The organism is Aeromicrobium panaciterrae, assembly GCF_031457275.1.
GTDB classification, from domain to species: domain Bacteria; phylum Actinomycetota; class Actinomycetes; order Propionibacteriales; family Nocardioidaceae; genus Aeromicrobium; species Aeromicrobium panaciterrae_A.
Window position 1 is genome coordinate 1529865 of sequence record NZ_JAVDWH010000001.1, and the last position, 26492, is coordinate 1556356.

A 26492-nucleotide genomic window follows, 5' to 3' on the forward strand; every position below is an offset into this window, starting at 1 on the left:
ATACGGAATTGACCGTACGTAGGAAGGAAGACCGATGTCGTGGCTATACGTCTCATCCCACATAGGATGCGAACGTGACTTCCGCGACCGGATCAGCCGCGCCGACCGACGCGGAGCTCGTCGCCGGAGTACTAGCAGCCGATCGCGAGGCCTTTGCCGCGGTCTACGACAAGTACGGCAACAAGTTGTACGACTTCGCCTACTCGATGCTGCGTCAGCGCGAGGATGCCGCGGATGCCGTGGCGGACTCCTTCGTGATCGTCGCGGAACGTATCAACCAGTTGCGGGAGGCCGACCGGCTTCGACCGTGGCTGTACTCCATCGTGCGCAGCGAGTGCCTGCGTACGCTCCGAGCCCGCAAACGCGTGGACTATGGCGGCGAGGAGCAGCTGATCAACATGGCTGACGACGCCCTCACACCAGATCAGGAAGCCGAACGCTCCGCCGCGCAGAAGATCGTGTGGGACGCGGCGGCCGGACTCGCCGAGCGCGATCGCGCCCTGCTCGACCTGCACCTCCGTCAGGGTCTCGAGGGTGCCGAGCTTGGTGAGGCCATGGGCGTCTCAGCAGCCAACGCGTACACAATGCTCAACCGCCTGCGCGCCCAAGTTGACCGTTCGCTGGGTGCTTTGCTGATCGCCCGCCTCGGCCGCGATGACTGCGACGAGCTCGACGAACTGCTCGCCGACTGGGACGGTACGTTTTCGCCGCTCATCCGCAAGCGCGTCTCGCGTCACGTTGACGACTGCGACGTATGCGGCGAGCGCCGCAAGAAGATCCTCAGCCCATGGATGCTGCTTGCCGGCGTACCGATGTTCGCTGCACCTGCCTTCTTGCGTGATCGCGTCATCCAGGACACCCAGCTCGTCGCGTACACGACGCCGTCGGGGGAGCCACTCACGACCACCACCGCATCTGCGCCCGCCAAGGGCAAGGTGTCCACCAAGACGAAGGTCGCTGGTGCAGCCGTGGCGGCCGTCGTCCTCATCGGTGGCACGGCAGCAACCGTTGCCTTGCAGAACGACGACAGCCCCAAGGATATTGCGGCTTCGTCTGCGACGCCGACCCCGTCGCCGACCCCCACTGAGTCGATCGCATCGCCCTCGGCGAAACCAGTCGAGCCTGGCACGCTGACGTTGTCGACCACCGCCATCGCGCTTGGTAGAAGCGCCAGCAACTCGACCTTTGTATTGACCAACACCGGCGGCAAGGCCGTGAACTATCAGCTGACCTCAAGCGCAGGGTGGCTCACCGCTTCGCCGAGCACCGGCAAGGTCAAAGCAGGCAAAGCCGTACAGATTGCCGTTCACGCCAACCGTGGCGCAGTCGCTGAAGGCAAGTCGGCCGGCACGATTGGCGTGTCGTGGGGGGCTGGCAGCGGGAAGGTCGCTGTCACCCTCACCCAGGAGCGCAACCCCAACGTCGGGCGGCCGAGTGCTGGAGACAGTCCAACCTGTGAAGACCCGACCGTTCCGGTGAGGGCAACCGTGACAGACGAAAGTGGCTTGTCGTCGGTCAGATTGCGCTGGAGCGTCAACGGTCAATCCGGCACGGAGACCATGCACAAGGAGGGCTCGCGCTGGGTTGCCCAGATGGGCCCAGTCAACTTCGGCGGCAAGGTGACGATGCGAGTCGTGGCCACCGACACCCGCGGCAACAGTGCGACTGGGCCTGCTGGCTCCGTCCAGGCAACGCCCTGCCCGGGATAGCCCGGTTGAGACACCACAAACCCGATCAACTCACCTGAGGCGATTGATCGGGCTTGGGGCCGTTTGGTCAACGGATGTCGTACTTCGTCTTCATCGCTTCGTTGCGGTTCTCGCGGATGCCCAGTGCGGAGATCGCACCAACCGTCGAGAGAAGGACGAAGAAGTACGTCGCGGTGGTCATGTCGACGACCGAAGCGAAGGCGACCGTAGCGACGGTGAGGGCAACGAGTGCTGCCGTACCGGCGAGGGCCTTGCCCACGAATACTGCGTTGCGGACGACGTTGCTACTGATGCGGATGGTGGGAGCTTGGATGTTCTGGATGGTGGTCATCTTGTTCTCCTGGTGTGTGGGGTCGAGCTGGTGACACCAGAGTGTTAGACACCCCTTGAGAGAACCTTTCGATGAATTTGAGACTGGAATACCAACGAAATATGTACGCGCAGAAAAGATCTTCAGAAAAGTTGTAAGGACCCGTGGGGTCTGTGGCTCCTACCTACAAGCAACACCACAGACCAACTCAAAAAACACACCACCAAAACCACAGGAGAAATCATGAACCGCATCATCCGCAACCTCGTCATCGCAGTCCCGCTCGCCACTGTCGGTTTCACGATGGTCGGCGCTACCGCAGCCACCGCTGGTCCCAACGGTCCGGTCATCATCGGTCAGCCCGACACCCTTCCTGAGCCGCACCCGGGTCCGAAGTTCGACAAGGATCTGCCGCTGCAGAACGCTCCCAAGCCCAACAAGCCCAAGCCGCAGCCCAAGCCGGCCGATCAGCCGCAGGTTGTTGTTCCCCAGGCTGACGTTGTCGAAGAGAAGAAGGTCGTCAAGGTCGTCAGCGCGAAGGGCTCGCCTGACTCGATCGATCGCAGCGAGAATCTCTTCGTCGCCGGTCCGGCCGAAGTTGAGCTCACAGCCGACGACAACAACGGTGGACTCGACATCACCTGGCTGCTCGTCGGTGGCGGAGTCGTCACCGCCTCGGGTATCGCGTTCGCAGCCCGCAAGCGCACCAACGCCTGACACACACACGGAAAGGCCCCGCACCAACACGGTGCGGGGCTCTTCCTGTTTGCGGGAGACTCCGGCTATGCGACACGCCGAATGTCACATAGCCGTTGACACATACCGTGAGTACGGCGCATGCTGACGGTATGACGCGATTTGCTGAGGAGCAGCGATGACCCAGACACTCGAAAACCCCACCGAGCTTTCCGCGACCCGCAGCCGTGAGGAATACGCAGAGGTCCTGCACGGACTGTCAGTCGCGTCGACGGAGCACCACTTCGATGCCTTCATCGACATCCCGTGGGAGCACCCTGATTTCCAGATCGACCGCACCGATCCGCGCTGGATCTTGCCGGCGAACGTCGATCCGCTTGGCGCCCACCCGTGGTACCAAGCCCAGTCCGTTGAGCGCCAGATCGAGATCGGGCTGTGGCGTCAGGCCAACATCCTTCGCGTGGGCGTGCAGTTCGAGAACATCTTGATCCGCGGCATCATGCAGTACTGCTTCGAGCTCAAGAACCAGTCGCCTGAGTTCCGCTACCTGATGCACGAGGCGACCGAGGAATGCCACCACAACCAGATGTTCCAGGAGGCGATCAACCGCATCGGCGTCGATGCGCCTGGAATGCCGTGGCTCATGCGCCGCATCTCGTGGGCGATCCCAGGTGCTGCCTCGACCTTCCCGGTCAGCTTCTTCATCGGTGTCCTTGCAGGTGAAGAGCCGATTGACCATACGCAGAAGGGCATTCTGCGCGGTGGCAAGGATCTTCCGCCGCTGATGTCGCGGATCATGGAGATCCACGTCGCCGAGGAAGCTCGGCACATCTCGTTCGCCCACGAGTTCATCAAGATCCACGGCCCGAACCTCGGCCGGATCAACAAGTTCATCGTGTCGCTGCTGTTCCCGCTCATCATGCGCACCGGCGCCGACCTGATCATGATCCCGCCGAAGGCGTTCCGCAAGGAGTTCGGCATCCCCCGCAAGGTCATCAAGGAGCTTTATTGGAAGGCGCCCGAGTCGCGAGTGCGTCTGCAGGACATGTTCGCCGACGCCCGCATGCTCGCCGAGCAGTCTGGTCTGATGACCCGCACCTCAAGGCGCATGTGGCGACTGCTCAAGATTGACGGCCGTTCGTCGCGCTTCCGCAGCGAGCCCTCTGTCGCGTTCCTCGAGAGCTGATTCTCCGTGGCCCATGTCGTCACGCAGGCGTGCTGCGCTGACGCCTCCTGTGTGTTCGCGTGTCCTGTCAACGCGATCCACCCGACTCCCGACGAGCCAGACTTCGGTCTCGCCGACATGCTCTACATCGACCCGGTTTCCTGCGTCGACTGCGGCGCGTGTGTGGGCGCATGCCCGGTTGGTGCGATCGTCCCCGACACCAAGGTTCCTGCGAATCAGTTGCCCTTCGTGGACATCAACGCGTTGTTCCACGCCGAGCCGCGTACGTACCCGATCCAGGCACCCATCACGCCCATCATCCGCAAGGCGCCTGGTCCGTTGCACGTCGCGATCGTCGGGTCAGGTCCGGCCGCCATGTACGCCGCCGATGAGCTGCTGAAGCAGGACGACGTGCACGTGACGCTGCTTGACCGACTGCCGACCCCGCACGGTCTCGTACGCAGCGGAGTCGCACCCGATCACGTCGAAACCAAGTCGATCGACAAGCTGTTCCGCCAGATCGAGGATCAGCGTGGCTTCCACTACCTGCTGAACGTGAACGTGGGGACCGACATCTCGCACGAGGACCTTCTCGAGCACTGCCATGCCGTCATCTACGCGACTGGCGCATCGCAGGACCGCAAACTCGACATTCCGGGCGAGGATCTGCCGGGAAGTGAGAGCGCGACGGAGTTCGTGGCTTGGTACAACGGCCATCCAGATCACGCGGGCCGGACCTTCGATCTCAGCGGCGACCGGGCAGTCATCATCGGCAACGGCAACGTTGCGCTCGACGCTGCGCGCCTGCTGTCGATCGACCCCGAGTCGCTCGCGGCGACGGACATATCGGAACATGCGCTGGCAGCACTGCGTGCGAGCGCCGTACGAGAAGTGGTGATCCTGGGGCGCAGGGGCATCGCTCAGGCGGCATTCACGCTCCCGGAGCTCATCGGGCTGCTGTCCCACGAAGAGATCGAGATCGTCGTCGAAGGGGCAGACCTCGACCAGCCGATCGCGGACCCGATGGCCAATCGCAAGGCCACGGCTCTTCGTGAGGCGGTTGCACGGCCAACTGCCCCTGGATCCAGGCGCATCGTGTTCCGATTCGCAGAGTCTCCGGCCGAGTTGATCGGCGATGGCCGCGTGACTGGCTTGCGGGTTGCCCACAACGACCTGGTTGAGCTCGATGGTCATATACGAGCCGTGCCTACTGATCGTCGCGAGACCATCGACACCCCGCTCGTCCTGCGGGCGATCGGCTACCAGGGAGTCGCCGTACCTGGGGTCCCGTTCGACGACGAGGCGCGAGTGATCCCGAATGTCGAGGGACGTGTGTCCGGAACTCCGCGTGCGTATGCCGTTGGCTGGATCAAGCGCGGCCCCACGGGCTTCATCGGCACCAACAAGTCCTGCTCTGAAGAGACGATCGGCCACGTGATCGCTGACTTCAACGCCGGAGTGCTCGTGACGCGGGGGAGTCGCGAATCGCTTCGCGCAGCGATCGACAGGGGCGGACTGCGTGCCGTCAACCTCCGCGGCTGGCGTGCGATCGACCGTGCAGAACGCCGAGCAGGAGCGGGTCGTCCGCGGCGCAAGATCACCAGCGTTGATGAGCTGCTCGAGGTGGCACAGTCAGAGCGCGGGCCGCGACGTGGACTCAGCAAGATGGTGCGCGCCTGACGAGTAGACTGGGTGACGACTTTCCCGGTACTCCTCTAAGGACACGCACGTGAGCAACGAAGCAACAGTCGGCACCTCCAAGGTCAAGCGCGGCATGGCCGAAATGCTCAAGGGCGGCGTCATCATGGACGTCGTCAACGCTGAGCAGGCCAAGATCGCCGAAGACGCTGGCGCCGTTGCCGTGATGGCGCTCGAGCGCGTGCCCGCCGACATCCGTGCCCAGGGCGGCGTTGCCCGTATGAGCGACCCAGATCTGATCGACGGCATCATTGAGGCCGTCTCGATCCCGGTCATGGCCAAGGCTCGTATCGGCCACTTCGCCGAGGCGCAGATCCTGCAGAGCCTCGGCGTCGACTACATCGACGAGTCAGAGGTTCTGACGCCGTCCGACTACGCCAACCACATCGACAAGTGGCAGTTCACCGTGCCGTTCGTCTGCGGCGCGACCAACCTTGGCGAAGCGCTTCGCCGACTGACGGAAGGTGCCGCGTTCATCCGCTCCAAGGGCGAGGCCGGTACGGGCGACGTCTCCAACGCCGTCACCCACATCCGCGCGATCACCGGCGAGATCCGCAAGCTCCAGACCCTGCGCGACGACGAGCTGTATGTCGCAGCCAAGGAGTTGCAGGCCCCGTACGAGCTCGTCAAGGAAGTTGCCGAAGCCGGCAAACTGCCTGTCGTGCTTTTCACAGCCGGCGGCATCGCGACTCCCGCCGACGCAGCACTCGTGATGCAGCTCGGTTCGGAAGGCGTATTCGTCGGTTCGGGCATCTTCAAGTCCGGCAACCCCGCCGAGCGTGCCGCGGCGATCGTCAAGGCCACCACGTTCTACGACGACCCGGACGTTGTCGCGAAGGTTTCCCGCGGACTCGGCGAAGCCATGGTCGGCATCAATGTCGACGAGATCCCCGAGCCCCACCGCCTGGCCGAACGTGGCTGGTGAGCCTAGCCAGGCTCAACCCACAGGTCGCTTTGTGCGCTGACCTAGTCACTTTGAGCCATTTTGCGACTCGGGTCACATTTTCGCGTCATAAATGACCTGGCCCCGAGTCACACTCAGGTAGGGAGCCCGATTCGAATGTCGATCGGGATCGATTATCTGAGGGAGCATCATGAATAGATCCACTAAGGGCGCCATCGCGGCGGCTGCAGCGGCTGCACTACTCCTGGGCGGCGCGGGATCGCTCGCCTACTGGTCCGACTCTGACGCTGTCGACGGTGACACGTTCACCGCAGGTTCGTTGTCGCTGACTGCGCTCAACGACTGTGATGAGTGGAACCTCGACACCGACGAGCCGGGCGGTCAGCCGTTCGTACCTGGCACTGACAGGCTCGTTCCGGGTGACGTCGTCACCAAGCTCTGCACGTTCACCGTCGACGCTGTTGGTACGCACCTGCGCGCCACTGTTGAGGCAGTGCCCGGAACAGACTCAGGCGACCTGCTCACCAGTGGTCCACTGACCATCGGCTCGAGCCTCGAGATTGCCGCCACGCCGGTCACCGAGATCACTGAGGACAACGACGGCGACACGCTGACCGTCGCGGTCACCGTGACCTTCGATTCGGCCTCTGGCAACACGTCGCAGACCGACAGCGCCGTGCTCGACGACATCGACATCGACACCACGCAGGACCACAACTAGGACCAGCTGCCGCGTCCAGCGGTCCGGCGCCAGCGAAAGCTGGGCCGGCCCGCTGGGACGGAGAAGCGCATGTCGAATACGTCGAAGGTCAAGATCAGGTCGACTGGGCCTCTTCGATGGTTCGGCCAACTGGTCGCCTGGTTGGTCATCATCGGGGTGGTCGCGGTCATCGCGGCCGCAGTAGTCGTGCCGCGAATCGCTGGCGCGACCCCGTACTCGATCCTGACCGGCTCAATGCAGCCGAAATACCCGCCGGGAACGTTGGTCGTGGTCAAGCCGATCGACACGGAAGACATCGCGATCGGCAAGGTCGTCACGTATCAACTCAAGTCGGGCAAACCGACCGTGGTCACCCACCGTGTCGTCGGAATGATTCAAAGTCCCGACGGAACGTTGCGGTTTCGAACTCAGGGAGACGCCAACGACGCTCCGGACCGAGAGCTCGTTCGGCCGGTGCAGGTCAAGGGTGCCCTCTGGTACGACGTCCCCTACCTGGGCTACGTCAACAAATACATCACTGGGAAGGAGCGCAGGCTCACGATGGTCGTCGTTGTGTCCGGCCTGCTGCTCTATGCGGCGTACATGTTCACAGGCTCCCTGCGGGATCGCCTGCGGAAGCCCCGCAAACACTCTTCGGCGGACGCGTCATGAACTGCCGTCTCGGGCGTCTTTTAGGCATGACCTTGATCCTTGCGAGCTCCTCGGCATCCTCGGCAGTAGCCGCGGGTGAGCTGGAGTTGAGCCTGGATGGCACCCATTGGATGTCGTCGATCACCACGCCGCTGTTCGATCCGTCGCTCCGTTGGGTACCGGGCGACTCGGAAACTGAGGCCTTCTTTATTCGCAACCAGGGCGGATCATCCGGTGACCTGACGGTTGACATCCTGGGGCCGGCCGCTGACGGCTTGATCGAATCCGGCGACCTGCACGTTACTGCCAAGGGCGGTGGCGGTGACTGGACTGCCGTCTCTGAGGGCGGCATACATCGCCTGCTGACTGCGCCGGACCTCGCTGATGGCGCGGTGAGCAAGATCAAGGTCAACGTCGCGTACGACCCGTCGTCGACCAACCCGACCCAACTTCTCGCATCGCAGCTGACCTTCCGCGTCACGCTCAGCGAATCCGCACCGAACGGCGACGTGGGCGACGCTGGCGCAGGCCTTCCTGACACTGGCGCACCGAATCTGTTGTTCTACGCAGTTCTCAGCGCACTTCTACTCGGCACGGGGCTCGGCCTCGTCTCAAACAGCAACGAACTATCCGAATCAAGCGGAGAGGCACATCATGTCTGACCACGCAGGACGCAAGCGCACAGCTCGTACGGGCCGTGTCCGAGCCGTACTGGCTCTCGGCGTTGCACTCGGACTCGGGGCAGTCGGAACGTTCGCCTACTGGACTGACGATGTCGTCGTCAGTGGCTCGACCTTCACCGCAGGCACGCTCGACCTCCAGGTCAACAACGCCGACTCGTACGCCACGACGACCCTGAGCATGACGTCGATGGTGCCCGGCAACTCCTCCGCGGAGGTGCTGACGGTCAAGAACAACGGCACCGCGCCCCTCAAGTACACGATGACCGGCGGACTGACCGGCACCCACGCAGCTGACTACAACACAGCTGGAGCCAACGGTCTGCTCCTGACGATCTCCGTCGGCGGCACCAAGTCGGGATCCGGCAACACTTCGACCTGCACCGGCGGCACGGTGATCGTCAGTGCGGTCCCGCTGACGAGCACGACGAGCACAGCGATCATCACACCACGCCGCCCGGCGTCGGCGATGGTCCAGAACGCCACCGAGGCACTCTGCTTCCAGGTCAAACTCGCCGACGCTGCGTCGACCACGCTGCAAGGCAAGACAGCAACTGCGACGTTCACCGCGACGGGAACCTCTGACGTCTCATGACAATCAAGGGCATCGGGCGCGGCGCACGGGAGGTCTTCCTGACCTTCGGTGCGCTGCTCGGTGTCCTCTGCATCATCGCGACAATTGCGGGAGTCGCGTTCGGCGTGAAGCCGCTGGTGTTCCGATCAGGCTCGATGTCGCCGGCGATTCATACCGGCGACCTCGCGGTTTCACGGACAGTCAATGCGAGCGACCTCAAGGTCGGCGACATCGTCTCTGTGGTCAACGCAGAGGGCAATCGAGTCACGCACCGTCTCGTCAACATCGCTCGGCAGGGCGATGAGCGGCAGCTGACCCTCAAGGGTGACGACAACAAGGTCGCTGACGCCGAGGTCTACACCGTCAAGAAGGCAGAGCGGGTGCTGTTCGACATCCCGAAGGCGGGATATGTCGTCAACGCGGCTGCGAGTCCGGTCGGGGTTTTCGTTCTCGGGGCGTACGTCACGATGATGCTCTTGCTCGTATTCCGCCGCAGGGGACCCACTGATGGCGATGGTCCGTCGCCGGAACCGCGACGCAAGGGCGGTGCCCGCAAGGCCGACAAGAAGGGCGCGCAGGTCACTCCGCGCATGATCGCCACCACTGCCTTCGCGGCCGCCATCGCGGTCGCAACTCCGGCTGCCGCTGCTCCGTGGACCGATGACGTCGTCATTGGCGGTGGCACCTACACGGCGTACACGGTGACCAAGCCGGCGATCACGAGCTGCACCGTGACCGGTGGCGCGCTGTCACAGAAGACGGCGACGATCGTATGGACCGAGGTCTCCTCGCCGTACGCATTGGACTACACAGCGACGATCGTCGAGACCGGTCAGACGATGACGGTGACGGACAACGGCTCCACTCGCCAGGTCCAGTTCAGCGCCGGACTGCTGAGCACGATCCTCAACGCGACCTACAACATCCGGATCCAGGCATCTCTGCCTTCCCCCAACGGGACGTGGAAGTCGGTTGTCAGCAATCAGCCAGTCACGATCACGCTGCTCGGACTGGGCATGTCCTGCGGCACGGCGACCTGACGCAATAGCCGACTTCGGCTCGGTGATCCGACACACTGGGGTCCGTGCATCTCCCAATGCGCGCTCAGATTGTCGGAACAGGGGACTGACCAGGTGGCTGAACGTGCCCCCAATATTTTCAGCAGGCTGCGCGACTGGCGGCCCAGCCGGTCGACCCCGATCTCGCTTGCTGCATTCCTCGGGCTCGTATGCGTGTTGGCGACGGCTGTTGTTGCACTCTTTGACCTGACGCCGATCGTGGTCCGGTCCGACTCGATGGCTCCCGAGATCAACCGTGGCGATCTGGTGATTGCGCGTGGCGCCTCGGCAGGAGAGGTCGCGGTAGGTGACGTGATCAGCGTCGAGAACCGCGCCGGCGAGCGCGTGACCCACCGGGTCGAGACTGTCGATCCTTATGGCAGCAGCATCCAGTTCACGCTCAAGGGCGATGCCAACGCTGTGCCCGATTCGCAGGTCTACAACGAGACCTCGATCGACAAGGTCTTGTGGACGGTTCCGAAGCTTGGCTATCCCTTGCGGGTCGCGATCGGGCCGGTCGGCATCTTCGTCGGTGGACTCCTGGTGGCGGCGTTGGCATGGGTCGTCTCAGGTCCCTGGCGCCGGGCAGCTTCGGAATTCTAGAAATCTGTTGGTGGAAATGAACCACCTCAGGCGTATGATTTAGCCATTGCTGTTCGAGGTATGGGAGTGCCTCACATGGGCAGCAAAGCAAGAGGGAGCACGAACCGCTGAGCAACTGTTCGCGATCGATCTCACCTCCGCTGAACCCGATCGGGAGGGATATCCGAGAGGGAGCGACGGTGGTGGCGTATCCCCTGGAGATTCGTCTCCCACGCCGCCACCGTCGTCAGTCGGGCTGCCTCGTAGGCTGGCTCAGTGACAGCTCAACCATCGGTCGGCGTATTCGCCCTGCAGGGCGATGTTCGTGAGCACGTACGCGTCCTCGCCGACCTCGGTGTGCCTGCGTTCACGGTCCGCCGACCGGAAGAGCTGGCACGTTGCGACGCTCTGGTCCTCCCGGGCGGGGAGTCGACCACGATGTACAAGCTCGCGCGCACGTTCGACCTGTTCGAGCCGCTGGCTGAGCGCATCCGTGGCGGCATGCCGACCTTCGGCACCTGCGCCGGAATGATCATGCTCGCTGACCGCATCACCGGCGGAATCGACGGGCAGGAGACGCTCGGTGGACTCGACATCACCGTGCGCCGCAACGCATTCGGTCGTCAGGTCGATTCGTTCGAGGGTGACATCGAGTTCGATGGTCTCGCCGATCCCGTGCATGCGGTATTCATACGGGCACCATGGGTTGAGGACGCTGGCGAGAAGGTCGAGGTACTTGCCACGATCACGTCTGGGGAAGCCGCCGGTAGAATCGTCGCCGTTCGACAGGACAACCTGATGGCGACGTCTTTCCACCCCGAAGTGGGCGGTGACGATCGCATCCATCGTTACTTCGTCGAACTCGTCAAGCAGTCCTAGAAGGGGAGCGTCATGTCAGGCCATTCCAAGTGGGCAACCACGAAGCACAAGAAGGCCATTGTCGACGCCAAGCGCGGCAAGATGTTCGCCAAGCTGGTCAAGAACATCGAGGTCGCAGCGCGCATTGGCGGCGCCGATCCCGAGGGCAATCCGACGCTTTATGACGCGATCCAGAAGGCCAAGAAGTCGTCGGTCCCCAAGGACCACATCGATCGCGCGGTCAAGCGCGGCGGCGGCATAGGCGCGGACGCGGTCGATTACACGACGATCATGTACGAGGGATACGCCCCGGGTGGTGTCGCGCTGCTCGTCGAGTGCCTGACGGACAACAAGAACCGCGCTGCGATGGAAGTCCGTACGGCGATGACTCGCAACAACGGCACGATGGCCGATCCCGGCTCGGTGTCCTACATGTTCCACCGCAAGGGCGTCATCATGGTCCCGGCGGAGCAGGATGGCAGCGAGACCGACGAGGACACGGTTCTCATGGCCGTCCTCGATGCCGGCGCCGAAGAGGTCAACGACCTCGATGGCACCTTCGAGATCATCAGCGAGGCGACTGACCTGGTCGCCGTACGTACGGCGCTGCAGGATGCGGGACTCGACTACGACTCGGCGGATGCCTCGTTCGTTCCGACGATGACTGTCGACGTGGACGTGGATGCGGCAACCAAGATCCTCAAACTGATTGATGCGCTCGAGGACTGCGACGACGTACAGAACGTCTTCTCCAACTTCGACGCCTCAGACGAGGTCATGGCGCAGGTCGAATGACCCGCGTGTCGCCCCTGCCCTGAGGGGGAGCGCGACTAGGCTGTCGAACATGCGTTCGGTTGCGAGGTGTGTCCGTTGAGGGTGATCGGCATCGACCCAGGCCTGACTCGCTGCGGCTTCGGAGTCGTTGACGGGTCCGTCGGACGCGCGCTGACCATGGTCGACGTCGGTGTCTACCGCACACCGCCGGACATGGACACCTCCCGACGCCTGCACCTGTTGGAGCAGGGCATCGAGGCGAGCATCCTCAAGCACCAGCCCGACATCGTCGCCGTCGAGCGAGTCTTCAGCCAGCACAATGTTCGCACCGTCATGGGCACAGCTCAGGCCAGCGGCATCGCAATGCTGGTCGCTGCACGCCACGACATCCCGGTTCAGCTCCACACTCCGAGCGAGGTCAAAGCCTCAGTGACCGGAAGTGGCCGCGCTGACAAGCCGCAGGTGACTCAGATGGTCACGCGGCTGCTGCGACTGACCGAAGCGCCCAAGCCCGCTGACGCCGCAGATGCACTCGCGCTCGCCATCTGCCAGATCTGGCGCGGGGGAGCGCAAAACAGACTCCAGGACGCAATAGCGCAGAACAAATTGCTCGCCTCCGGCAAGGCTGCCCGATGATCGCCCACGTCCGCGGCCCCGTCGCCGCCGTCACTCTGACTTCCGCCGTCATCGACGTCGGGGGAGTCGGCATGCAGATCATGTGCTCGCCCGGCACGATCGCTCAGCTGCGGATCGGCCAAGAGGCTCAGCTTTCCACCTCGATGGTGGTTCGCGAGGACTCGATGACGCTCTACGGCTTCGCCGACACGGACGAGCGCGACATGTTCGAGCTCGTGCAGACCGCCAGCGGTGTCGGACCGAAGGTCGCACAAGCCATGCTCGCCGTCCTCGATCCCGATCGCCTGCGTCGCGCCATCGGGCAAGGTGATCTCGCGACCCTCACGATGGTGCCCGGTATTGGCCGCAAGGGAGCCGAGCGCATCGTGGTTGAGCTCAAGGATCGTGTCGGGGTCACCAGCAAGGTCGTCGCAGGCCAGCCGCAATGGCGTGACCAGGTGCACGAAGCCTTGCTCGGGCTCGGTTGGTCGGCCCGTGATGCAGATGCCGCCCTCGAGAAGGTCGCAGCAGAACAAGGCGATGACCCGGACGTCTCAGTCGTTCTGCGCGAAGCACTCCGTACGTTGGCGAGGGACCGATGAACGAAACAGAGTTCGACTCAGACGACGGCTTCGAGGCGATTGTCGCCGATGCTGGGCCGGAGGAACGCGCCTTCGAGGCCGCACTCCGTCCTCGGACCCTCGAGGAGCTGATTGGCCAGGAGCGCGTACGCGAGCAGCTCTCGCTGATGCTCGAAGCGGCAGTCGCCCGCGGACGTACTCCCGACCACGTCCTGCTCTCGGGCCCTCCCGGACTCGGCAAGACGACCATCGCGATGATCATCGCTCACCAGCTCAGCGCACCCCTGCGCATCACCAGCGGCCCGGCGATTCAGCATGCTGGTGACCTGGCGGCAATCCTTTCGGGTGTCAACGAAGGCGATGTGCTCTTCATCGACGAGATTCACCGCATGTCGCGCCCGGCCGAAGAGCTGCTCTACATGGCGATGGAGGACTTCCGCGTCGACGTGATCGTAGGCAAGGGTCCTGGCGCCACAGCAATCCCACTCGAAATTCCACCGTTCACGGTGGTCGGTGCCACGACACGGGCTGGCTTGCTGCCCAGCCCGTTGCGTGACCGGTTCGGCTTCACGGCTCAGCTCGACTACTACGACACCGCCGAGCTGCACCGCATCGTCGATCGTTCGGCTGGACTCCTCGATCTCGAGGTGACCGAAGACGGCGGTCGCGAGATTGCCTCCCGCTCGCGTGGCACCCCGCGTATCGCCAACCGCCTGCTTCGCCGCGTACGCGATTTCGCCGAAGTGCGTGCCGGGGGAGTCATCAACCATGACGTGGCACGCGATGCTTTGGCTCTGTATGAAGTCGACGAGCTTGGTCTCGACCGCCTCGACCGCGCAGTTCTGGGCGCGCTCTGCAGGAGCTTCGGCGGAGGGCCCGTCGGCGTACAAACCCTCGCGGTCGCAGTCGGCGAAGAACGCGAGACCGTCGAGGAGCTTGCCGAGCCATTCCTCGTACGTCTCGGGTTCCTTGCGCGTACGCCGCGAGGCCGCGTCGCCACTGCCGCCGCTTGGCGTCACCTTGGCTTGGTGGCACCAGCTTCGGCCGCCCAGCTCCCGCTCGACGTCGAATAGCCGGTCAAATCCGAGCCTGGTCAAGCTGGCTCGGTCGCCCGGCTAAACTACCCGTTGGCCCTTCAGGCCTGACCGTCTCCGACGGTTCCCACAACACTCGTACTGGAGCACTCTCGTGTCCAACTGGGTCGACTTTTTGCCCCTGCTGTTCCTGGTCCTCATCTTCTGGCTGCTGATCATTCGTCCGGCTCGCGCCCGTCAGCGTGCGTTCCTGAAGACGCAGAGTGAGCTCTCCGTAGGAGACGAGATCATGCTTGCCAGCGGCATCTACGGTGAGATTTCCTCGATTGGCGACACGACGCTCGAGCTGCGCATCGCGCCCGAGACCGTGGTTACCGTCGACCGTCAGGCCGTCGCTCGGGTCATCCCGGCCGCGCCCACCGCTGGCTCCGACGACTGATGGCCGCACCGAAGACGCGAAGCGCCAATCTGCCCCGCCCCAAGCGCACGCTGACCCTGTTCCTCGCGGCAGTGGTCGCAATGTTCGGCCTCGTCGCGCTGATCGACGCGAACGGCAAGAAGGGCGATGACAGCGCGTGGAAGCCGAAGCTCGGACTCGACCTTCAGGGCGGCACCCGCATCACTTTCGAGGCCAAGGCCGAAGGTGGCAAGGTCACCCCAGACAAGCTGAAGCAGGCTCGCGACATCGTTGACCAGCGCGTCAACGGCACAGGCGTCACGGAGGCTGAGGTCACCACTCAGGGTGGCAACCAGATCATCGTCGAAATCCCCGGTCAGCAGCGCGCCAACATCGTCGACCAGGTCGGCAAGACCGCTCAGCTGCGGTTCCGACTGGTGTGGGCCACAGGTCAGAGCGCAGCATCGCCGACCGACACGACCAAAGATCAGAAGATCGTCGACGACCTCGATTGGACGAAGCTTTCGCTCGATCAGCTGATCAAGGCTGAGACCGAAGGCGTCGCAACGCTGCCCAAGGAATTCCAGAAGGGCGTCACCTCGCTGCAGAAGGTCCTCGCCGGATTTATCTGCACGAAGGACCTTCAGGTCAACGACGTGTCCGACAAGCCACTCGTCACCTGTGACACCTCGTCCGGTGAGGTGCAGTTGCTCAGCCCCACCGTCATCGAGGGAACCCAGATCAAGAGCGCCGACGCCGTGCCTCCGTCGCAGCAGAACGTCGAGTGGGTCGTTGCGCTCGCGCTCAAGGGCCAGGGCAAGGATGCGTTCGACAAGATCACTGACGCGCTGTTCCAGCAGACTCAGGCAGGCAATGAGGCTGGCAGCCGGTTCGCGATCGTCCTTGATGGCGTGACCCTCAGCGCGCCCACCTCGCAGTTCCACAGCACTGACGGTAGGTCGCAGATCTCGGGCAACTTCACCTCGGCAAGCTCCAAGGACCTTGCCAACCAGCTCAAGTATGGTGCGCTCCCGCTGACGTTTGGCGTCAACGGCGTCTCGGAAGAGGGCCCGTCGCTCGCCGGCAGCCAGCTCCATGCCGGACTCATCGCCGGACTCGTCGGCATGATCCTCGTCGTCCTGTTCCTGCTGTTCTACTACCGGGGACTCGGAATCGTGGCGATCGGATCGTTGCTCGTCTCCGCAATCATCACGTACGCCTCAGTGCTCATCTTGGGCAAGGCAGTCGGCTTCACGCTGACATTGCCCGGAATCGCTGGACTCATCGTGGCGATCGGCATCACGGCGGACTCGTTCATCGTGTTCTTCGAACGCATCCGAGACGAAGTCCGAGAAGGCAAGTCACTTCGTCTCGCTGTCGAAGCCGGTTGGGTACGCGCGCGTGCCACGATCCTGGCCGCCGACGGTGTGTCGATCCTCGCCGCACTGGTGTTGTTCATCTTCGCGATCGGCGTCGTCCGCGGCTTCGCGTTCGCTTTGGGTCTGACCACGGTCATCGACATCTTCGTGGTGTTCCTGTTCACCAAGCCGCTCGTGACATTGCTCGCGCGCACCAAGTTCTTCGGCCAGGGTCACAAGCTCTCCGGCCTTGACGCAGCACACCTCGGCATCTCGGGTCGCAAGGTCAGCGAGCTGGCCCGAACGACCAGCACCGCTGGAAAGGCCAACTGATGGGCAAGATCAGCACATTCGGACAGCACCTGTACGAAGGTCGGATCTCATTCGACTTCGTCGGCCGTCGCAAGCTCTGGTACACCGTTTCGGCGATCATCATGGTTGCTGCCGCGGCGGGACTCATCGCCCGCGGCTTCAACTACGGCGTCGAGTTCAAGGGCGGCGTTGAGTTCACGGCAACAGTCCAGAAGGCTGACTCCAAGACGGCTGACGCCATGCGTACAGCCGTCGAGGAGGCTGCTGTTCCGGAGGCCGGCGACCCGACCGTCACAACGTCAGGCGGCGGTGGAGCGGAGCTCATCCGCATCCAGACCAAGCCGCTCACCCAGGACCAGACCACCAAGATCAAGGAATCGCTGCTCGAGGGCGGTGCCACCGAGGTCAGTCAGAACCTGATCGGGCCGACCTACGGAAAACAGGTCGCCAACAAGGCGTTGACCGGTTTGCTCGTGTTCCTCGTGCTCGTGGTGATCTTCATCTGGGCCTACTTCCGCGAGTGGCGAATGTCGGTTGCAGGAATCGTGGCGCTCGCTCACGACCTCGTGATCACCGTCGGCGTCTATGCGTGGACTGGCTTCGAGGTGACCCCTGCAACGGTCACCGGTCTGTTGACGATTCTCGGCTTCTCGCTCTACGACACTGTCGTCGTGTTCGACAAAGTGCGCGAGAACACCAAGGGCATCCTCAAGTCGACAACACGTACGTATGCACAGCAGGCCAACCTGGCGCTCAACCAGACGCTCGTCCGGTCGATCAACACATCGATCACCGCGCTTTTGCCTGTTGCTGCTCTGCTGATCGTCGGTGTGGCCGTGCTCGGCACAGGCCCGCTGAAGGACCTCGCGTTGGCGCTGTTCGTCGGCATGCTCGCCGGTACGTACTCGTCGATCTTCATCGCGACGCCGCTGGCGGTGCAGCTCAAGGATCGCGAGCCCGCGATCAAGGCGCACACCGCAAAAGTCCTCGGTCGCAGGGAGAAAGAGGCCGATGGTCCTGTGGCGGTAGCCGTGGCTCCTCAGCCGAAGCGCCTTGCCGCACCGTCAGGCGCGGCCAAGCGTTCGCAACCATCTCGCAAACCACGCTCACAACGGGGCAAGGGCGGTTCCTGAACCCCGCTGTGGCGTGGCATGCTTGGGCACCAAAGCGGTGCCCACCGAATGGCGCTGCGTGATGGAGGGCACCACATGAAGATCCCCCTGGCGATTGCGAGCGCCGTACTCCTCGGCGGTGTCCTCACCGCATGTGGCGGCGGCGACGGTGGCGGCTCCGGCGGCTCCGGCGGCAGTGGCAGCGACTACTGCAAGGACATCAAGACTGCGGCCGCGACCTTCGGCGACCTCGAGTCGGGCGACACTGCATCGATCGGTGACGCGTTCGCGACATTCCACAAGCTGGCCGACGAGGCTCCAGGCGACATCAAGGACGACTGGAAGACCCTCGACGGTGCCATCACCACTGTTGAGACGGCACTGAGCGAAGCTGGCATCAAGATCGAAGACTTTGCCGATCTGCAGTCGGGCAAGATTCCCGAGGGCGTCGACGTCTCCAAGCTGACGGGTCTCGCATCCGAGTTCCAGAAGCTGAGCAGCGCCGACTTCGAGAAGGCGTCCAAGGCGATCGAAGTCCACGCCAAGGGCGTGTGCAAGGTCGACCTCAACGACCCGACTGGGTGAACTCAGCAACAGATTCAGCTCCAGCACCGGTCAGTGCCCTGATCGATCGCCTTGTGCGACCGATCGAGGACTGGCCGGTGCCGGGGGTGACCTTCCGCGACATCACGCCGCTGCTGGCGGATCCTGAGGCACTGCGTCTCGTTGTCGACGCACTCGTCGATGTTGCGCGTACGACCGGTCCCATCGATGCCGTTCTCGGCATTGAGGCACGCGGATTCATCTTCGCTCCAGCGATTGCGCTGGAGCTGAACGCCGGATTCGTCCCGATTCGCAAGGCAGGCAAGCTGCCGTCCACGTCGTTCACGACGTCATACGACCTGGAGTACGGCTCCGCAGAGCTCGAGATGCATCGTGATGCCCTCCAGCCCGGTGATCGCGTGCTGGTCGTCGACGACGTCCTCGCGACCGGTGGGACGATGCTCGCCGCCGCCGACCTCGTCCAGCAGGCTGGCGCGCAGGTGGCTGGCAACATCGTCCTGATCGAAATCCAAGCTCTCGGCGGGCAAGAGAAGCTGCACCCTGTTGGCGGCAGCGCCTTGCGTACGTACTGAGCTCCCCACAGAATCGAGAACCATGAACCCCCGTCAGGTACGCATCGTGGCATTCGCGCTGGTCGCAGTGCTCGTACTCGTGACAGCAGCCACGCTCGTCGAGGGCATGTTGTCCTGACCTCGGCTTCCCCCGCTGGCCTACCATGGATAGACACAGTGTTTCTGTGCCAGTGAGGAGGGTTCGTGGCTGATCGCGTCGAGGCGCCACCGGCCGGGTCGAAGAACACAGACTCGGCTCCTACGTCTGCGCGCGTACGCAACCGGCTCTCCCGCATCGGCGGCAAGTCCGGCTCGCCCGATCCCGTACTCGACCCGCTGCTGAAGGTCTATCGCAACACCCATCCCAAGGGTGATGTCGCCTCGATCCAGAAGGCGTATGACATCGCCGAGCGGATGCATGAGGGACAGAAACGCAAGAGCGGCGATCCCTACATCACGCACCCGCTGGCCGTAGCCGCGATCCTTGCCGAGTTGGGCATGACGGCACCGACCCTGTGCGCTGCACTGCTGCATGACACGGTCGAGGACACGGAGTACACGCTCGAGGAGCTCCGCAAGGACTTCGGCGACGAGGTCGTTCGGCTCGTCGATGGCGTGACCAAGCTCGACAAGGTCAAGTACGGCGACTCGGCGCAGTCCGAAACGATCCGCAAGATGGTTGTGGCGATGAGCCGCGACATCCGCGTCCTCGTCATCAAGCTTGCCGACCGCCTGCACAACATGCGCACGCTGCGCTACCTCCGCCAGGACAAGCAGGAGCGCATCGCCCGCGAGACGATCGAGATCTTCGCGCCGCTGGCCCACCGACTCGGTATGAATACGATCAAGTGGGAGCTGGAAGACCTCGCGTTCGCGACCCTGCACCCCAAGGTCTACGACGAGATCGTGAGACTGGTCGCCGATCGTGCACCATCCCGCGAGGAATTCCTGGAGCGGGTCGTCGGCGACGTCGAGTCCGACCTGCGCCACGTGAAGCTCAAAGCCAAGGTCTCTAGCCGGCCCAAGCACTACTACTCGATCTATCAGAAGATGCTGGTTGGTGGCCGCGAGTTCGCCGACATCTTCGACCTCGTCGGCGTACGTATCCTCGTGGACTCAGTGGCCGACTGTTACGGCGTGCTTGGCGTGCTGCACGCCCGCTGGAACCCGATCCCGGGACGGTTCAAGGACTACATCTCGGTCCCGAAGTTCAACATGTACCAGTCGCTGCACACCACAGTGATCGGTCCGCAGGGCAAAGCAGTCGAGCTGCAGATTCGTACGAACGCGATGCACCGTCGCGCCGAGTACGGTGTCGCGGCGCACTGGAAGTACAAGGAAGACGCTGTCGCGATCTCCAAGACCGGCGAGAAGGCTCCTGACAGCAATGACATGCTGTGGCTGCGAGAGCTGCTCGACTGGCAGTCCGAGACTGAGGACTCGGTCGACTTCCTGGACTCGCTGCGCTTCGAGATGACCAACGCCGGCGTCTACGCGTACACGCCACGTGGCGACCTGATCCAGCTCCCGGCCAAGGCGACGCCCATCGACTTCGCGTACGCCGTGCACACCGAGGTCGGGCATGCCACCATCGGTGCTCGCGTCAACGGTCGACTCGTGTCACTCGAGTCTGAGCTTGAGAGCGGCGACGTCGTCGAGATCTTCACGTCCAAGTCGCCCGACGCCGGTCCGAGCCGCGACTGGCTCGACTTCGTCGTCAGCCCGCGAGCCAAGAACAAGATCCGTCAGTGGTTCACCAAGGAGCGCCGCGAAGAGGCGATCGAGCGCGGCAAGGACCAGATCGCCAAGCAGATGCGCAAGGAAGGTCTTCCGATACACCGGCTGTTCAAGCATGAAACGCTTGATGCCGTTGCGAAGGAACTCAACCTCGCCGACATTTCCGGTCTCTATGCAGCAGTCGGCGAAGGCAACGCCGGTGCTCAGAACGTCGTCGAGCGGGTCATCGACCTCGCCGGTGGGCGTGAGGGCGCTGAGGAAGACCTGGCCGAAGCGACATCGATGCCTGGCATCGGCACCAAGATCAAGACGATCAGCCGTGATGCAGGCGTACTCGTCGAGGGACTCGACGGCGACGTGCTGATCAAGCTGGCGCGGTGTTGCACTCCCGTGCCTGGCGACACGATCGAAGGCTTCGTCACCCGTGGCGCAGGGGTGTCCGTGCACCGTACGGACTGCGTCAACCTGCTGGAGCTGCGAAACCAGCCCGAGCGCCTGGTCAAGGTGCACTGGGCCCCGACCGGCAAGAGCACGTTCCTCGTGGCGGTTCAGGTCGAGGGGCTCGACCGCCCGCACCTGCTCAGCGACATCACCCGCGTCATCTCAGACCAGCACGTCAACATCTTGTCGGCGGCGTTGTCGACAGGTCGCGATCGCGTCGCCAAGTCGAAGTTCACCTTTGAGATGGCCGATCCGAAGCATCTCGGACACGTGCTGTCGGCCGTACGCAAGGTCGAAGGTGTCTTCGACGTCTACCGACTCACGCAGTAACTAGCTGAAGTCGGCTTGGGCCTTCTGTGCCATTTCGAGGAACGACTCGCGCGAGGCGAGGTTCTCCTTCGCGGCCTTGACCTTCTTGGCGTCGCCAGCGGCCTCGGCCTTGGAGATCTCTGCCTTGGCGTCTTCGATGGCCTTCTCGAGCTTCGTGATCATGTCGTCGGCGCGTGCTGACTTCTCGGGGTCAGTGCGCTTCCACTTGTTCTCGGTGGCATCACGTACGGCTTCCTCGACCTTGCGGATCTTGGACTCGAACTCGTTCATCTTGGCGCGAGGCACCTTGCCAGCGGCTTCCCAGCGATCAGCGATGTCGAGCCATGCCTTGCGAGCGGCGTCGGGGTCCTTGATCGGAAGAAGCTTCTCGGCCTCGGCGAGGATGACGAGCTTTTTCTCGGCGTTGACTTCGTACTCGGCATCCAAAAGCGCATTGGCCTCGTCGCGGGCCGTGAAGAACGCATCTTGAGCGGCGCGGAACTTCTTCCAAAGCTTGTCCTCGACATTGCGGGGGGCCGAACCGGCCTTCTTCCACTCCGTCATCAGATCGCGGTACTTGCCAGCCGTCACACCCCATTCGGTCGAGGCGGACAGCGCCTCGGCCTCCTTGATGAGCTGCTCCTTCTTGGCCTGAGCGGCATCGCGAAGGACAGTCTGCTCACCGAAATGAGTCTTGCGGCGGCGCGTGTAGGACGTACGGGCTGAGGAGAAGCGGTGCCAGAGTTCGTCATCGGCGGACTTGCTGAGCCGGGGGAGCACCTTCCATTCGTCCAGAAGGGCGCGCAGGCGATCCGCGCCAGCCTTCCAGTCGTTGCCGGTGGCGATCTTCTCGGCTTCTTCTACGATGCGGGTCTTCTCGACCTGTGCTTCGGCAACCTTGGCGACGCGGGCAACCTTGCGCTCCTCGCGGAGCTTGTCGATTGAGGGCTGGAGGGCATCGAGTCGCTTGAGGAGCCCGTCGAGATCTCCCAGCGCCTGAGCATCGGTGACCTGCGCGCGCACCTTGGTGACGGCCTTGGCAGCGTCGTCTGGGGAGAGCGTGCCGCCCTCGAGTCGCTTCTCCAGGAGGTCAACCTCGACCTCGAGTCCTTCGAATCGGGTGACGTACAACGCCATCGCCTCAGTGGGGTCGCCGCCCGGCCACTGGCCGATCAGTCGTTCACCGTCAGCGGTGCGTACGTAGACATTGCCTTCATCGTCGACGCGACCCCAGGGATGCGTTGGCGCAGAACTCATGGGCGACAGTCTAGGGCGAGCCAGCGTCGCCGCGTACCGCCCGCCTCGCGTACCCTGTCGCACGTGCTTCTCACGTCATTTCCGGCCGGTCCGCTGCAGGCGAATTGCTATGTCGCTGCGCGTGGTCCGGGCACCAAGTGTGCGGTCGTTGACCCCGGCATGGACGCGATGGATGACCTGCGCCTCGTGATCAAGGAACTCAACGTGACTCCGGGTGCCGTTCTGGTGACCCACGGTCACTTCGACCACATGTGGTGCGCCCAAGACGTAGCGGCCGAGTTCGACTGCCCCGTATGGATTCACCCGTCCGACCGTCACCTGTTGAGCGACCCCATGGCGGCGATCTCGGGGGAGTCGGCGGCGATGCTTCGCCAGCAACTCAACATGGGCGACCTGCCCGAATTCGCTGAGCCTGCGGACGTACGCGATGCCGTTGATGGCGCGACGATCGACATCGACGGACTCGTGTTCACGGTTGACCACGTACCGGGCCACACGCCGGGCACAGTGTTCTACCGCGTCGACTGGGACGGACCTGAAGCCATCTCACAGGTGATGTTCTCCGGTGACTTCCTGTTCCAGGGCTCGATCGGTCGTACGGACCTCGCTGGCGGATCCCACGCGCAGATGCAGGACAGCCTGCGCGACCGCGTGCTGCCACTGCCCGACGATGTCGTCGTGCTGCCGGGCCATGGTCCACAGACCTCGGTCGCGCGCGAGCGCGTCACCAACCCCTTCTTGGCTGAGCTTGCCCCGATCGATGGCACAGCATGAGCGGACTGAGTGGGTTTCCCGAGTTTCTGCCAGCCGACCGCAATGTCGAGCTGATCGTCCTCGACCACCTCCGTGAGGTGTTTGAGCTGCACGGCTTCGCCTCGATCGAGACACGTGCCGCCGAGCCGATGGACACCCTGCTCCGCAAGGGCGAGATCGACAAGGAGGTCTACGTCCTGCGTCGCCTCCAGGCGGGCGAGGGCGACAGCGACTCCGGTCTTGCTCTGCACTTCGACCTGACGGTGCCGTTCGCGCGCTACGTGCTTGAGAACGCCGGCAAGCTCGACTTCCCGTTCCGCCGCTACCAAATCCAGAAGGTATGGCGTGGCGAGCGACCGCAGAATGGCCGCTACCGCGAGTTCACTCAGGCCGACATCGACATCGTCGCCAAGGACGAGTTGGCGTTCCACTTCGACGTGGAGATCGCCCAGGTCATGGCCGAGGCGCTCTCGGGCCTGCCCGTGCCTGCCCTGACCTTGCAGGTCAGCAACCGCAAGATCCTCGAAGGCTTCTACCTCGGTCTCGGCATTGCCGAGCCGACGACGGTGATGCCGATCGTCGACAAGCTCGACAAGGTGCCGGCAGACAAGATCGCTGCGTTGCTGCAATCCGATGCTGGCCTCACCGCCGAGCAAGCCAAGCAGTGCCTCGCTCTCGCTGAGATCCGCAGCTCCGATGGTTCGTTCGTCGATGCCGTACGCGCACTCGGCGTCGAACACCCGCTGCTTGACGAAGGTCTCGACGAGCTGCTGCAGGTTGTCACCGGCGCCTCGGGTGCCGACGGAGTCGAGGTCGTCGCCGACCTTCGCATCGCCCGTGGCCTCGACTACTACACAGGCACCGTGTTCGAGACCCGCATGGAGGGCCACGAACAGCTCGGCTCGATCTGCTCGGGCGGCCGCTATGACCAGCTCGCCAGCGACGGCAAGAACACCTACCCAGGCGTTGGCATCTCGCTCGGCGTCTCGCGCCTGCTCGTACCTCTCGTCGCCGGCGGACTGACCGCTGACCGCTCGGTACCCAGCGCCGTACTCGTCGCACTCACGGACGAGGAGTCCCGCCCGGCGAGCCTTGCCGTGGCCGCAGCGCTGCGTGCCCGTGGCATACCGACTGAGATCGCGGCCTCACCGCAGAAGTTCGGCAAGCAGATCCGCTACGCCGAGCGTCGCGGCATCCCGTATGTGTGGTTCCCCGCCAACGGCGATGACGGCGATCGCGTACGCGACATCCGCACTGGCGACCAGGTCGATGCTGACCCTGCGACCTGGAACCCCCCAGCTGAAGACCTGAAACCCCGAATCAAGGAGCAAGTCACGTGATCCGCACCCACGACGCCGGAAGCCTGCGCGCCGAGCACATCGGCCAACAGGTCACCCTCGCCGGTTGGGTCGCACGTCGACGCGATCACGGCGGCGTGGCGTTCATCGACCTCCGCGAGGCCTCGGGCGTCGTCCAGGTCGTCGTACGCGAAGAGGTCGCGCACCAGCTGCGTGCCGAGTTCGTGCTCAAGGTTGTCGGCACCGTGCAGCAGCGCCCCGCCGGCAACGAGAACACCAACATCCCCACTGGTGAGATCGAAGTCATCGCCGATGACGTCGAGATCCTGAGCACGTCCGCACCGCTGCCGTTCCCGATCGACGAGCACGTTGAGGTCGGCGAGGAAGTACGTCTGAAGTACCGCTACCTCGACCTGCGTCGCGAAGCTCCGGCCAAGGCACTCCGCCTCCGCAGCAAGATCAACGCCGCAGCTCGTACGGTGCTCGGGCAGCAGGACTTCGTCGAGATCGAGACGCCGACACTGACGCGCTCCACGCCCGAAGGTGCCCGCGACTTCCTCGTGCCAGCTCGTCTGGCGCCGAGCAGCTGGTACGCCCTCCCGCAGAGCCCGCAGCTGTTCAAGCAGCTGCTGATGGTCGCCGGCATGGAGCGCTACTACCAAATCGCGCGCTGCTACCGCGATGAAGACTTCCGTGCCGACCGTCAGCCAGAGTTCACCCAGCTCGACATCGAGATGAGCTTCGTCGAGCAGGCCGACATCCTCGCGCTGATGGAAAAGATCCTCGTCGAGATGTGGAAGCTGATCGGCTACGACATCCCGACGCCGATCCCGCACATGACCTACGCGGAGGCGATGCGTCGCTTCGGTTCCGACAAGCCCGACCTTCGTATGGGTCAGGAGCTCGTCGAGTGCACGGACTTCTTCAAGGACACCCCGTTCCGGGTGTTCCAGGCTGAGTACGTCGGTGCAGTCGTCATGCCTGGTGGCGCTTCGCAGCCCCGCAAGCAGCTCGACGCGTGGCAAGAGTGGGCCAAGCAGCGCGGCGCCAGGGGCCTCGCGTACGTCCTGGTGCAGGAAGACGGCGAACTCGGCGGGCCCGTCGCCAAGAACCTCTCCGAGGAAGAACGTGCAGGCATCGTCGAGCACGTTGGTGCCAAGGCTGGTGACTGTGTCTTCTTCGCCGCGGGTGCCACGAAGTCGACCCGGGCTCTGCTCGGTGCGGCTCGCCTCGAGATCGGTCGCCGCGGCGGACTGATCGATGAATCCGCCTGGGAGTTCCTCTGGGTCGTCGACGCCCCACTGTTCGAGCCGGCCAGCGACGCTGTCGCATCGGGTGACGTCGCCGTCGGCGCTGGCGCCTGGACCGCTGTGCACCACGCCTTCACCTCGCCCCAGGACATCGAGACCTTCGACACCGATCCCGGCAATGCGCTGGCGTGGGCGTACGACATCGTCTGCAACGGAGTTGAGCTCGGTGGTGGCTCGATCCGTATTCACCGCGAGGACATCCAGAAGCGCGTCTTCAAGATCATGGGCATCGAAGAGGACGAGGCGCAGGAGAAGTTCGGCTTCCTCCTGGACGCGTTCACGTTCGGCGCTCCGCCGCACGGTGGCATTGCCGTCGGCATGGACCGCATCAGCGCGATGCTCGCCGGCATGGACTCGATCCGCGAGGTCATCGCGTTCCCGAAGTCAGGCGGCGGCTACGACCCGCTGACCGGTGCTCCGGCGGCTATTACGCCTGATCAGCGCAAGGAGACGGGCGTCGACTTCAAGCCGGAGCCCAAGAAGGTCGGCACCGAGTCGTAGGGT

General features: G+C 63.7%; 27 protein-coding genes. 25 read left to right on the forward strand and 2 right to left on the reverse strand.

The window, feature by feature from the left end; translation table 11 throughout:
- The first annotated feature begins 74 nt into the window (after positions 1-74).
- On the forward strand, positions 75-1709 hold the full coding sequence (locus tag J2X11_RS07950; RefSeq protein WP_309969078.1) for a sigma-70 family RNA polymerase sigma factor: 1635 nt from the start codon (positions 75-77) through the stop codon (positions 1707-1709).
- A gap of 67 nt (positions 1710-1776) precedes the next feature.
- Here J2X11_RS07950 and J2X11_RS07955 read toward each other — a convergent pair whose 3' ends face one another.
- Complete coding sequence (locus J2X11_RS07955; RefSeq protein WP_309969082.1) at positions 1777-2040, reverse strand: hypothetical protein; 264 nt, start codon at positions 2038-2040, stop codon at positions 1777-1779.
- A gap of 222 nt (positions 2041-2262) precedes the next feature.
- On the opposite strand from J2X11_RS07955, the gene J2X11_RS07960 reads away from it, so the two are divergent.
- The 21 genes from J2X11_RS07960 to J2X11_RS08060 all read left to right on the forward strand — a co-directional run bounded on the left by J2X11_RS07960 (position 2263) and on the right by J2X11_RS08060 (position 21391).
- Entirely contained in the window at positions 2263-2736 is a 474-nt protein-coding gene (locus J2X11_RS07960; protein WP_309969086.1) for a hypothetical protein, read from the forward strand.
- 157 nt (positions 2737-2893) lie between these two features.
- Positions 2894-3901 carry an AurF N-oxygenase family protein gene (locus J2X11_RS07965; RefSeq protein ID WP_309969088.1) on the forward strand — a complete coding sequence of 336 codons (1008 nt, stop codon included), beginning with the start codon at positions 2894-2896 and terminating at the stop codon, positions 3899-3901.
- Between the two features lie 6 nt (positions 3902-3907).
- Positions 3908-5560, forward strand: coding sequence for an FAD-dependent oxidoreductase (locus tag J2X11_RS07970; RefSeq protein ID WP_309969091.1), 1653 nt, complete (start codon positions 3908-3910; stop codon positions 5558-5560).
- A 49-nt stretch (positions 5561-5609) separates the two neighbouring features.
- On the forward strand, positions 5610-6503 hold the full coding sequence (gene pdxS, locus J2X11_RS07975) for a pyridoxal 5'-phosphate synthase lyase subunit PdxS (RefSeq protein WP_309969095.1): 894 nt from the start codon (positions 5610-5612) through the stop codon (positions 6501-6503).
- Positions 6504-6672: 169 nt separating this feature from the next.
- On the forward strand, positions 6673-7203 hold the full coding sequence (locus J2X11_RS07980; protein WP_309969099.1) for an alternate-type signal peptide domain-containing protein: 531 nt from the start codon (positions 6673-6675) through the stop codon (positions 7201-7203).
- A gap of 69 nt (positions 7204-7272) precedes the next feature.
- The gene (locus tag J2X11_RS07985; protein WP_309969102.1) at positions 7273-7854 is read left to right on the forward strand and encodes a signal peptidase I; all 582 of its coding nucleotides are present in this window, start codon (positions 7273-7275) and stop codon (positions 7852-7854) included.
- 26 nt (positions 7855-7880) lie between these two features.
- Positions 7881-8495 (forward strand): hypothetical protein, encoded by a 615-nt coding sequence (locus J2X11_RS07990; protein ID WP_309969105.1) that lies wholly within the window; start codon positions 7881-7883, stop codon positions 8493-8495.
- Complete coding sequence (locus J2X11_RS07995) at positions 8488-9108, forward strand: TasA family protein (protein ID WP_309969108.1); 621 nt, start codon at positions 8488-8490, stop codon at positions 9106-9108. The genes J2X11_RS07990 and J2X11_RS07995 overlap by 8 nt, the downstream gene beginning before the upstream one ends.
- On the forward strand, positions 9105-10127 hold the full coding sequence (locus J2X11_RS08000) for a signal peptidase I (protein ID WP_309969111.1): 1023 nt from the start codon (positions 9105-9107) through the stop codon (positions 10125-10127). Before J2X11_RS07995 ends, J2X11_RS08000 begins: the two co-directional genes overlap by 4 nt.
- A gap of 93 nt (positions 10128-10220) precedes the next feature.
- The gene (locus J2X11_RS08005; RefSeq protein WP_309969116.1) at positions 10221-10748 is read left to right on the forward strand and encodes a signal peptidase I; all 528 of its coding nucleotides are present in this window, start codon (positions 10221-10223) and stop codon (positions 10746-10748) included.
- A gap of 255 nt (positions 10749-11003) precedes the next feature.
- Complete coding sequence (gene pdxT, locus J2X11_RS08010) at positions 11004-11606, forward strand: pyridoxal 5'-phosphate synthase glutaminase subunit PdxT (protein ID WP_309969120.1); 603 nt, start codon at positions 11004-11006, stop codon at positions 11604-11606.
- 12 nt (positions 11607-11618) lie between these two features.
- Positions 11619-12380, forward strand: coding sequence for a YebC/PmpR family DNA-binding transcriptional regulator (locus J2X11_RS08015; protein ID WP_309969123.1), 762 nt, complete (start codon positions 11619-11621; stop codon positions 12378-12380).
- Between the two features lie 75 nt (positions 12381-12455).
- Complete coding sequence (ruvC, locus tag J2X11_RS08020; RefSeq protein WP_309969125.1) at positions 12456-12995, forward strand: crossover junction endodeoxyribonuclease RuvC; 540 nt, start codon at positions 12456-12458, stop codon at positions 12993-12995.
- Positions 12992-13576 carry a Holliday junction branch migration protein RuvA gene (ruvA, locus tag J2X11_RS08025; protein ID WP_309969128.1) on the forward strand — a complete coding sequence of 195 codons (585 nt, stop codon included), beginning with the start codon at positions 12992-12994 and terminating at the stop codon, positions 13574-13576. Before ruvC ends, ruvA begins: the two co-directional genes overlap by 4 nt.
- Positions 13573-14628, forward strand: a complete 1056-nt coding sequence (gene ruvB, locus J2X11_RS08030) for a Holliday junction branch migration DNA helicase RuvB (protein ID WP_309969130.1) — start codon at positions 13573-13575, stop codon at positions 14626-14628. The genes ruvA and ruvB overlap by 4 nt, the downstream gene beginning before the upstream one ends.
- A 115-nt stretch (positions 14629-14743) precedes the next feature.
- Entirely contained in the window at positions 14744-15028 is a 285-nt protein-coding gene (gene yajC, locus J2X11_RS08035) for a preprotein translocase subunit YajC (RefSeq protein WP_309969131.1), read from the forward strand.
- Positions 15028-16677: a protein translocase subunit SecD gene (gene secD, locus J2X11_RS08040; RefSeq protein ID WP_309969133.1), complete on the forward strand. Its 1650-nt coding sequence runs from the start codon at positions 15028-15030 to the stop codon at positions 16675-16677. Before yajC ends, secD begins: the two co-directional genes overlap by 1 nt.
- Positions 16677-17789, forward strand: a complete 1113-nt coding sequence (secF, locus tag J2X11_RS08045) for a protein translocase subunit SecF (protein ID WP_309969135.1) — start codon at positions 16677-16679, stop codon at positions 17787-17789. The genes secD and secF overlap by 1 nt, the downstream gene beginning before the upstream one ends.
- Before the next feature lie 75 nt (positions 17790-17864).
- Positions 17865-18353 carry a hypothetical protein gene (locus J2X11_RS08050; protein ID WP_309969137.1) on the forward strand — a complete coding sequence of 163 codons (489 nt, stop codon included), beginning with the start codon at positions 17865-17867 and terminating at the stop codon, positions 18351-18353.
- The gene (locus J2X11_RS08055; RefSeq protein WP_309969140.1) at positions 18350-18904 is read left to right on the forward strand and encodes an adenine phosphoribosyltransferase; all 555 of its coding nucleotides are present in this window, start codon (positions 18350-18352) and stop codon (positions 18902-18904) included. The genes J2X11_RS08050 and J2X11_RS08055 overlap by 4 nt, the downstream gene beginning before the upstream one ends.
- Positions 18905-19087: 183 nt before the next feature.
- Positions 19088-21391, forward strand: coding sequence for a RelA/SpoT family protein (locus J2X11_RS08060; protein ID WP_396127849.1), 2304 nt, complete (start codon positions 19088-19090; stop codon positions 21389-21391).
- On the opposite strand, the gene J2X11_RS08065 is transcribed toward J2X11_RS08060, so the two are convergent.
- The gene (locus tag J2X11_RS08065) at positions 21392-22627 is read right to left on the reverse strand and encodes a DUF349 domain-containing protein (RefSeq protein WP_309969143.1); all 1236 of its coding nucleotides are present in this window, start codon (positions 22625-22627) and stop codon (positions 21392-21394) included.
- 63 nt (positions 22628-22690) lie between these two features.
- Here J2X11_RS08065 and J2X11_RS08070 point away from each other — a divergent pair, with 63 nt between their 5' ends.
- The 3 genes from J2X11_RS08070 to aspS are packed head-to-tail and all read left to right on the forward strand — an operon-like array spanning position 22691 to position 26489.
- Positions 22691-23401 (forward strand): MBL fold metallo-hydrolase, encoded by a 711-nt coding sequence (locus J2X11_RS08070; protein ID WP_309969146.1) that lies wholly within the window; start codon positions 22691-22693, stop codon positions 23399-23401.
- Entirely contained in the window at positions 23398-24720 is a 1323-nt protein-coding gene (hisS, locus tag J2X11_RS08075; protein WP_309969149.1) for a histidine--tRNA ligase, read from the forward strand. Before J2X11_RS08070 ends, hisS begins: the two co-directional genes overlap by 4 nt.
- Positions 24717-26489 (forward strand): aspartate--tRNA ligase, encoded by a 1773-nt coding sequence (gene aspS, locus J2X11_RS08080; RefSeq protein WP_309969152.1) that lies wholly within the window; start codon positions 24717-24719, stop codon positions 26487-26489. Before hisS ends, aspS begins: the two co-directional genes overlap by 4 nt.
- Positions 26490-26492: the final 3 nt, after the last annotated feature.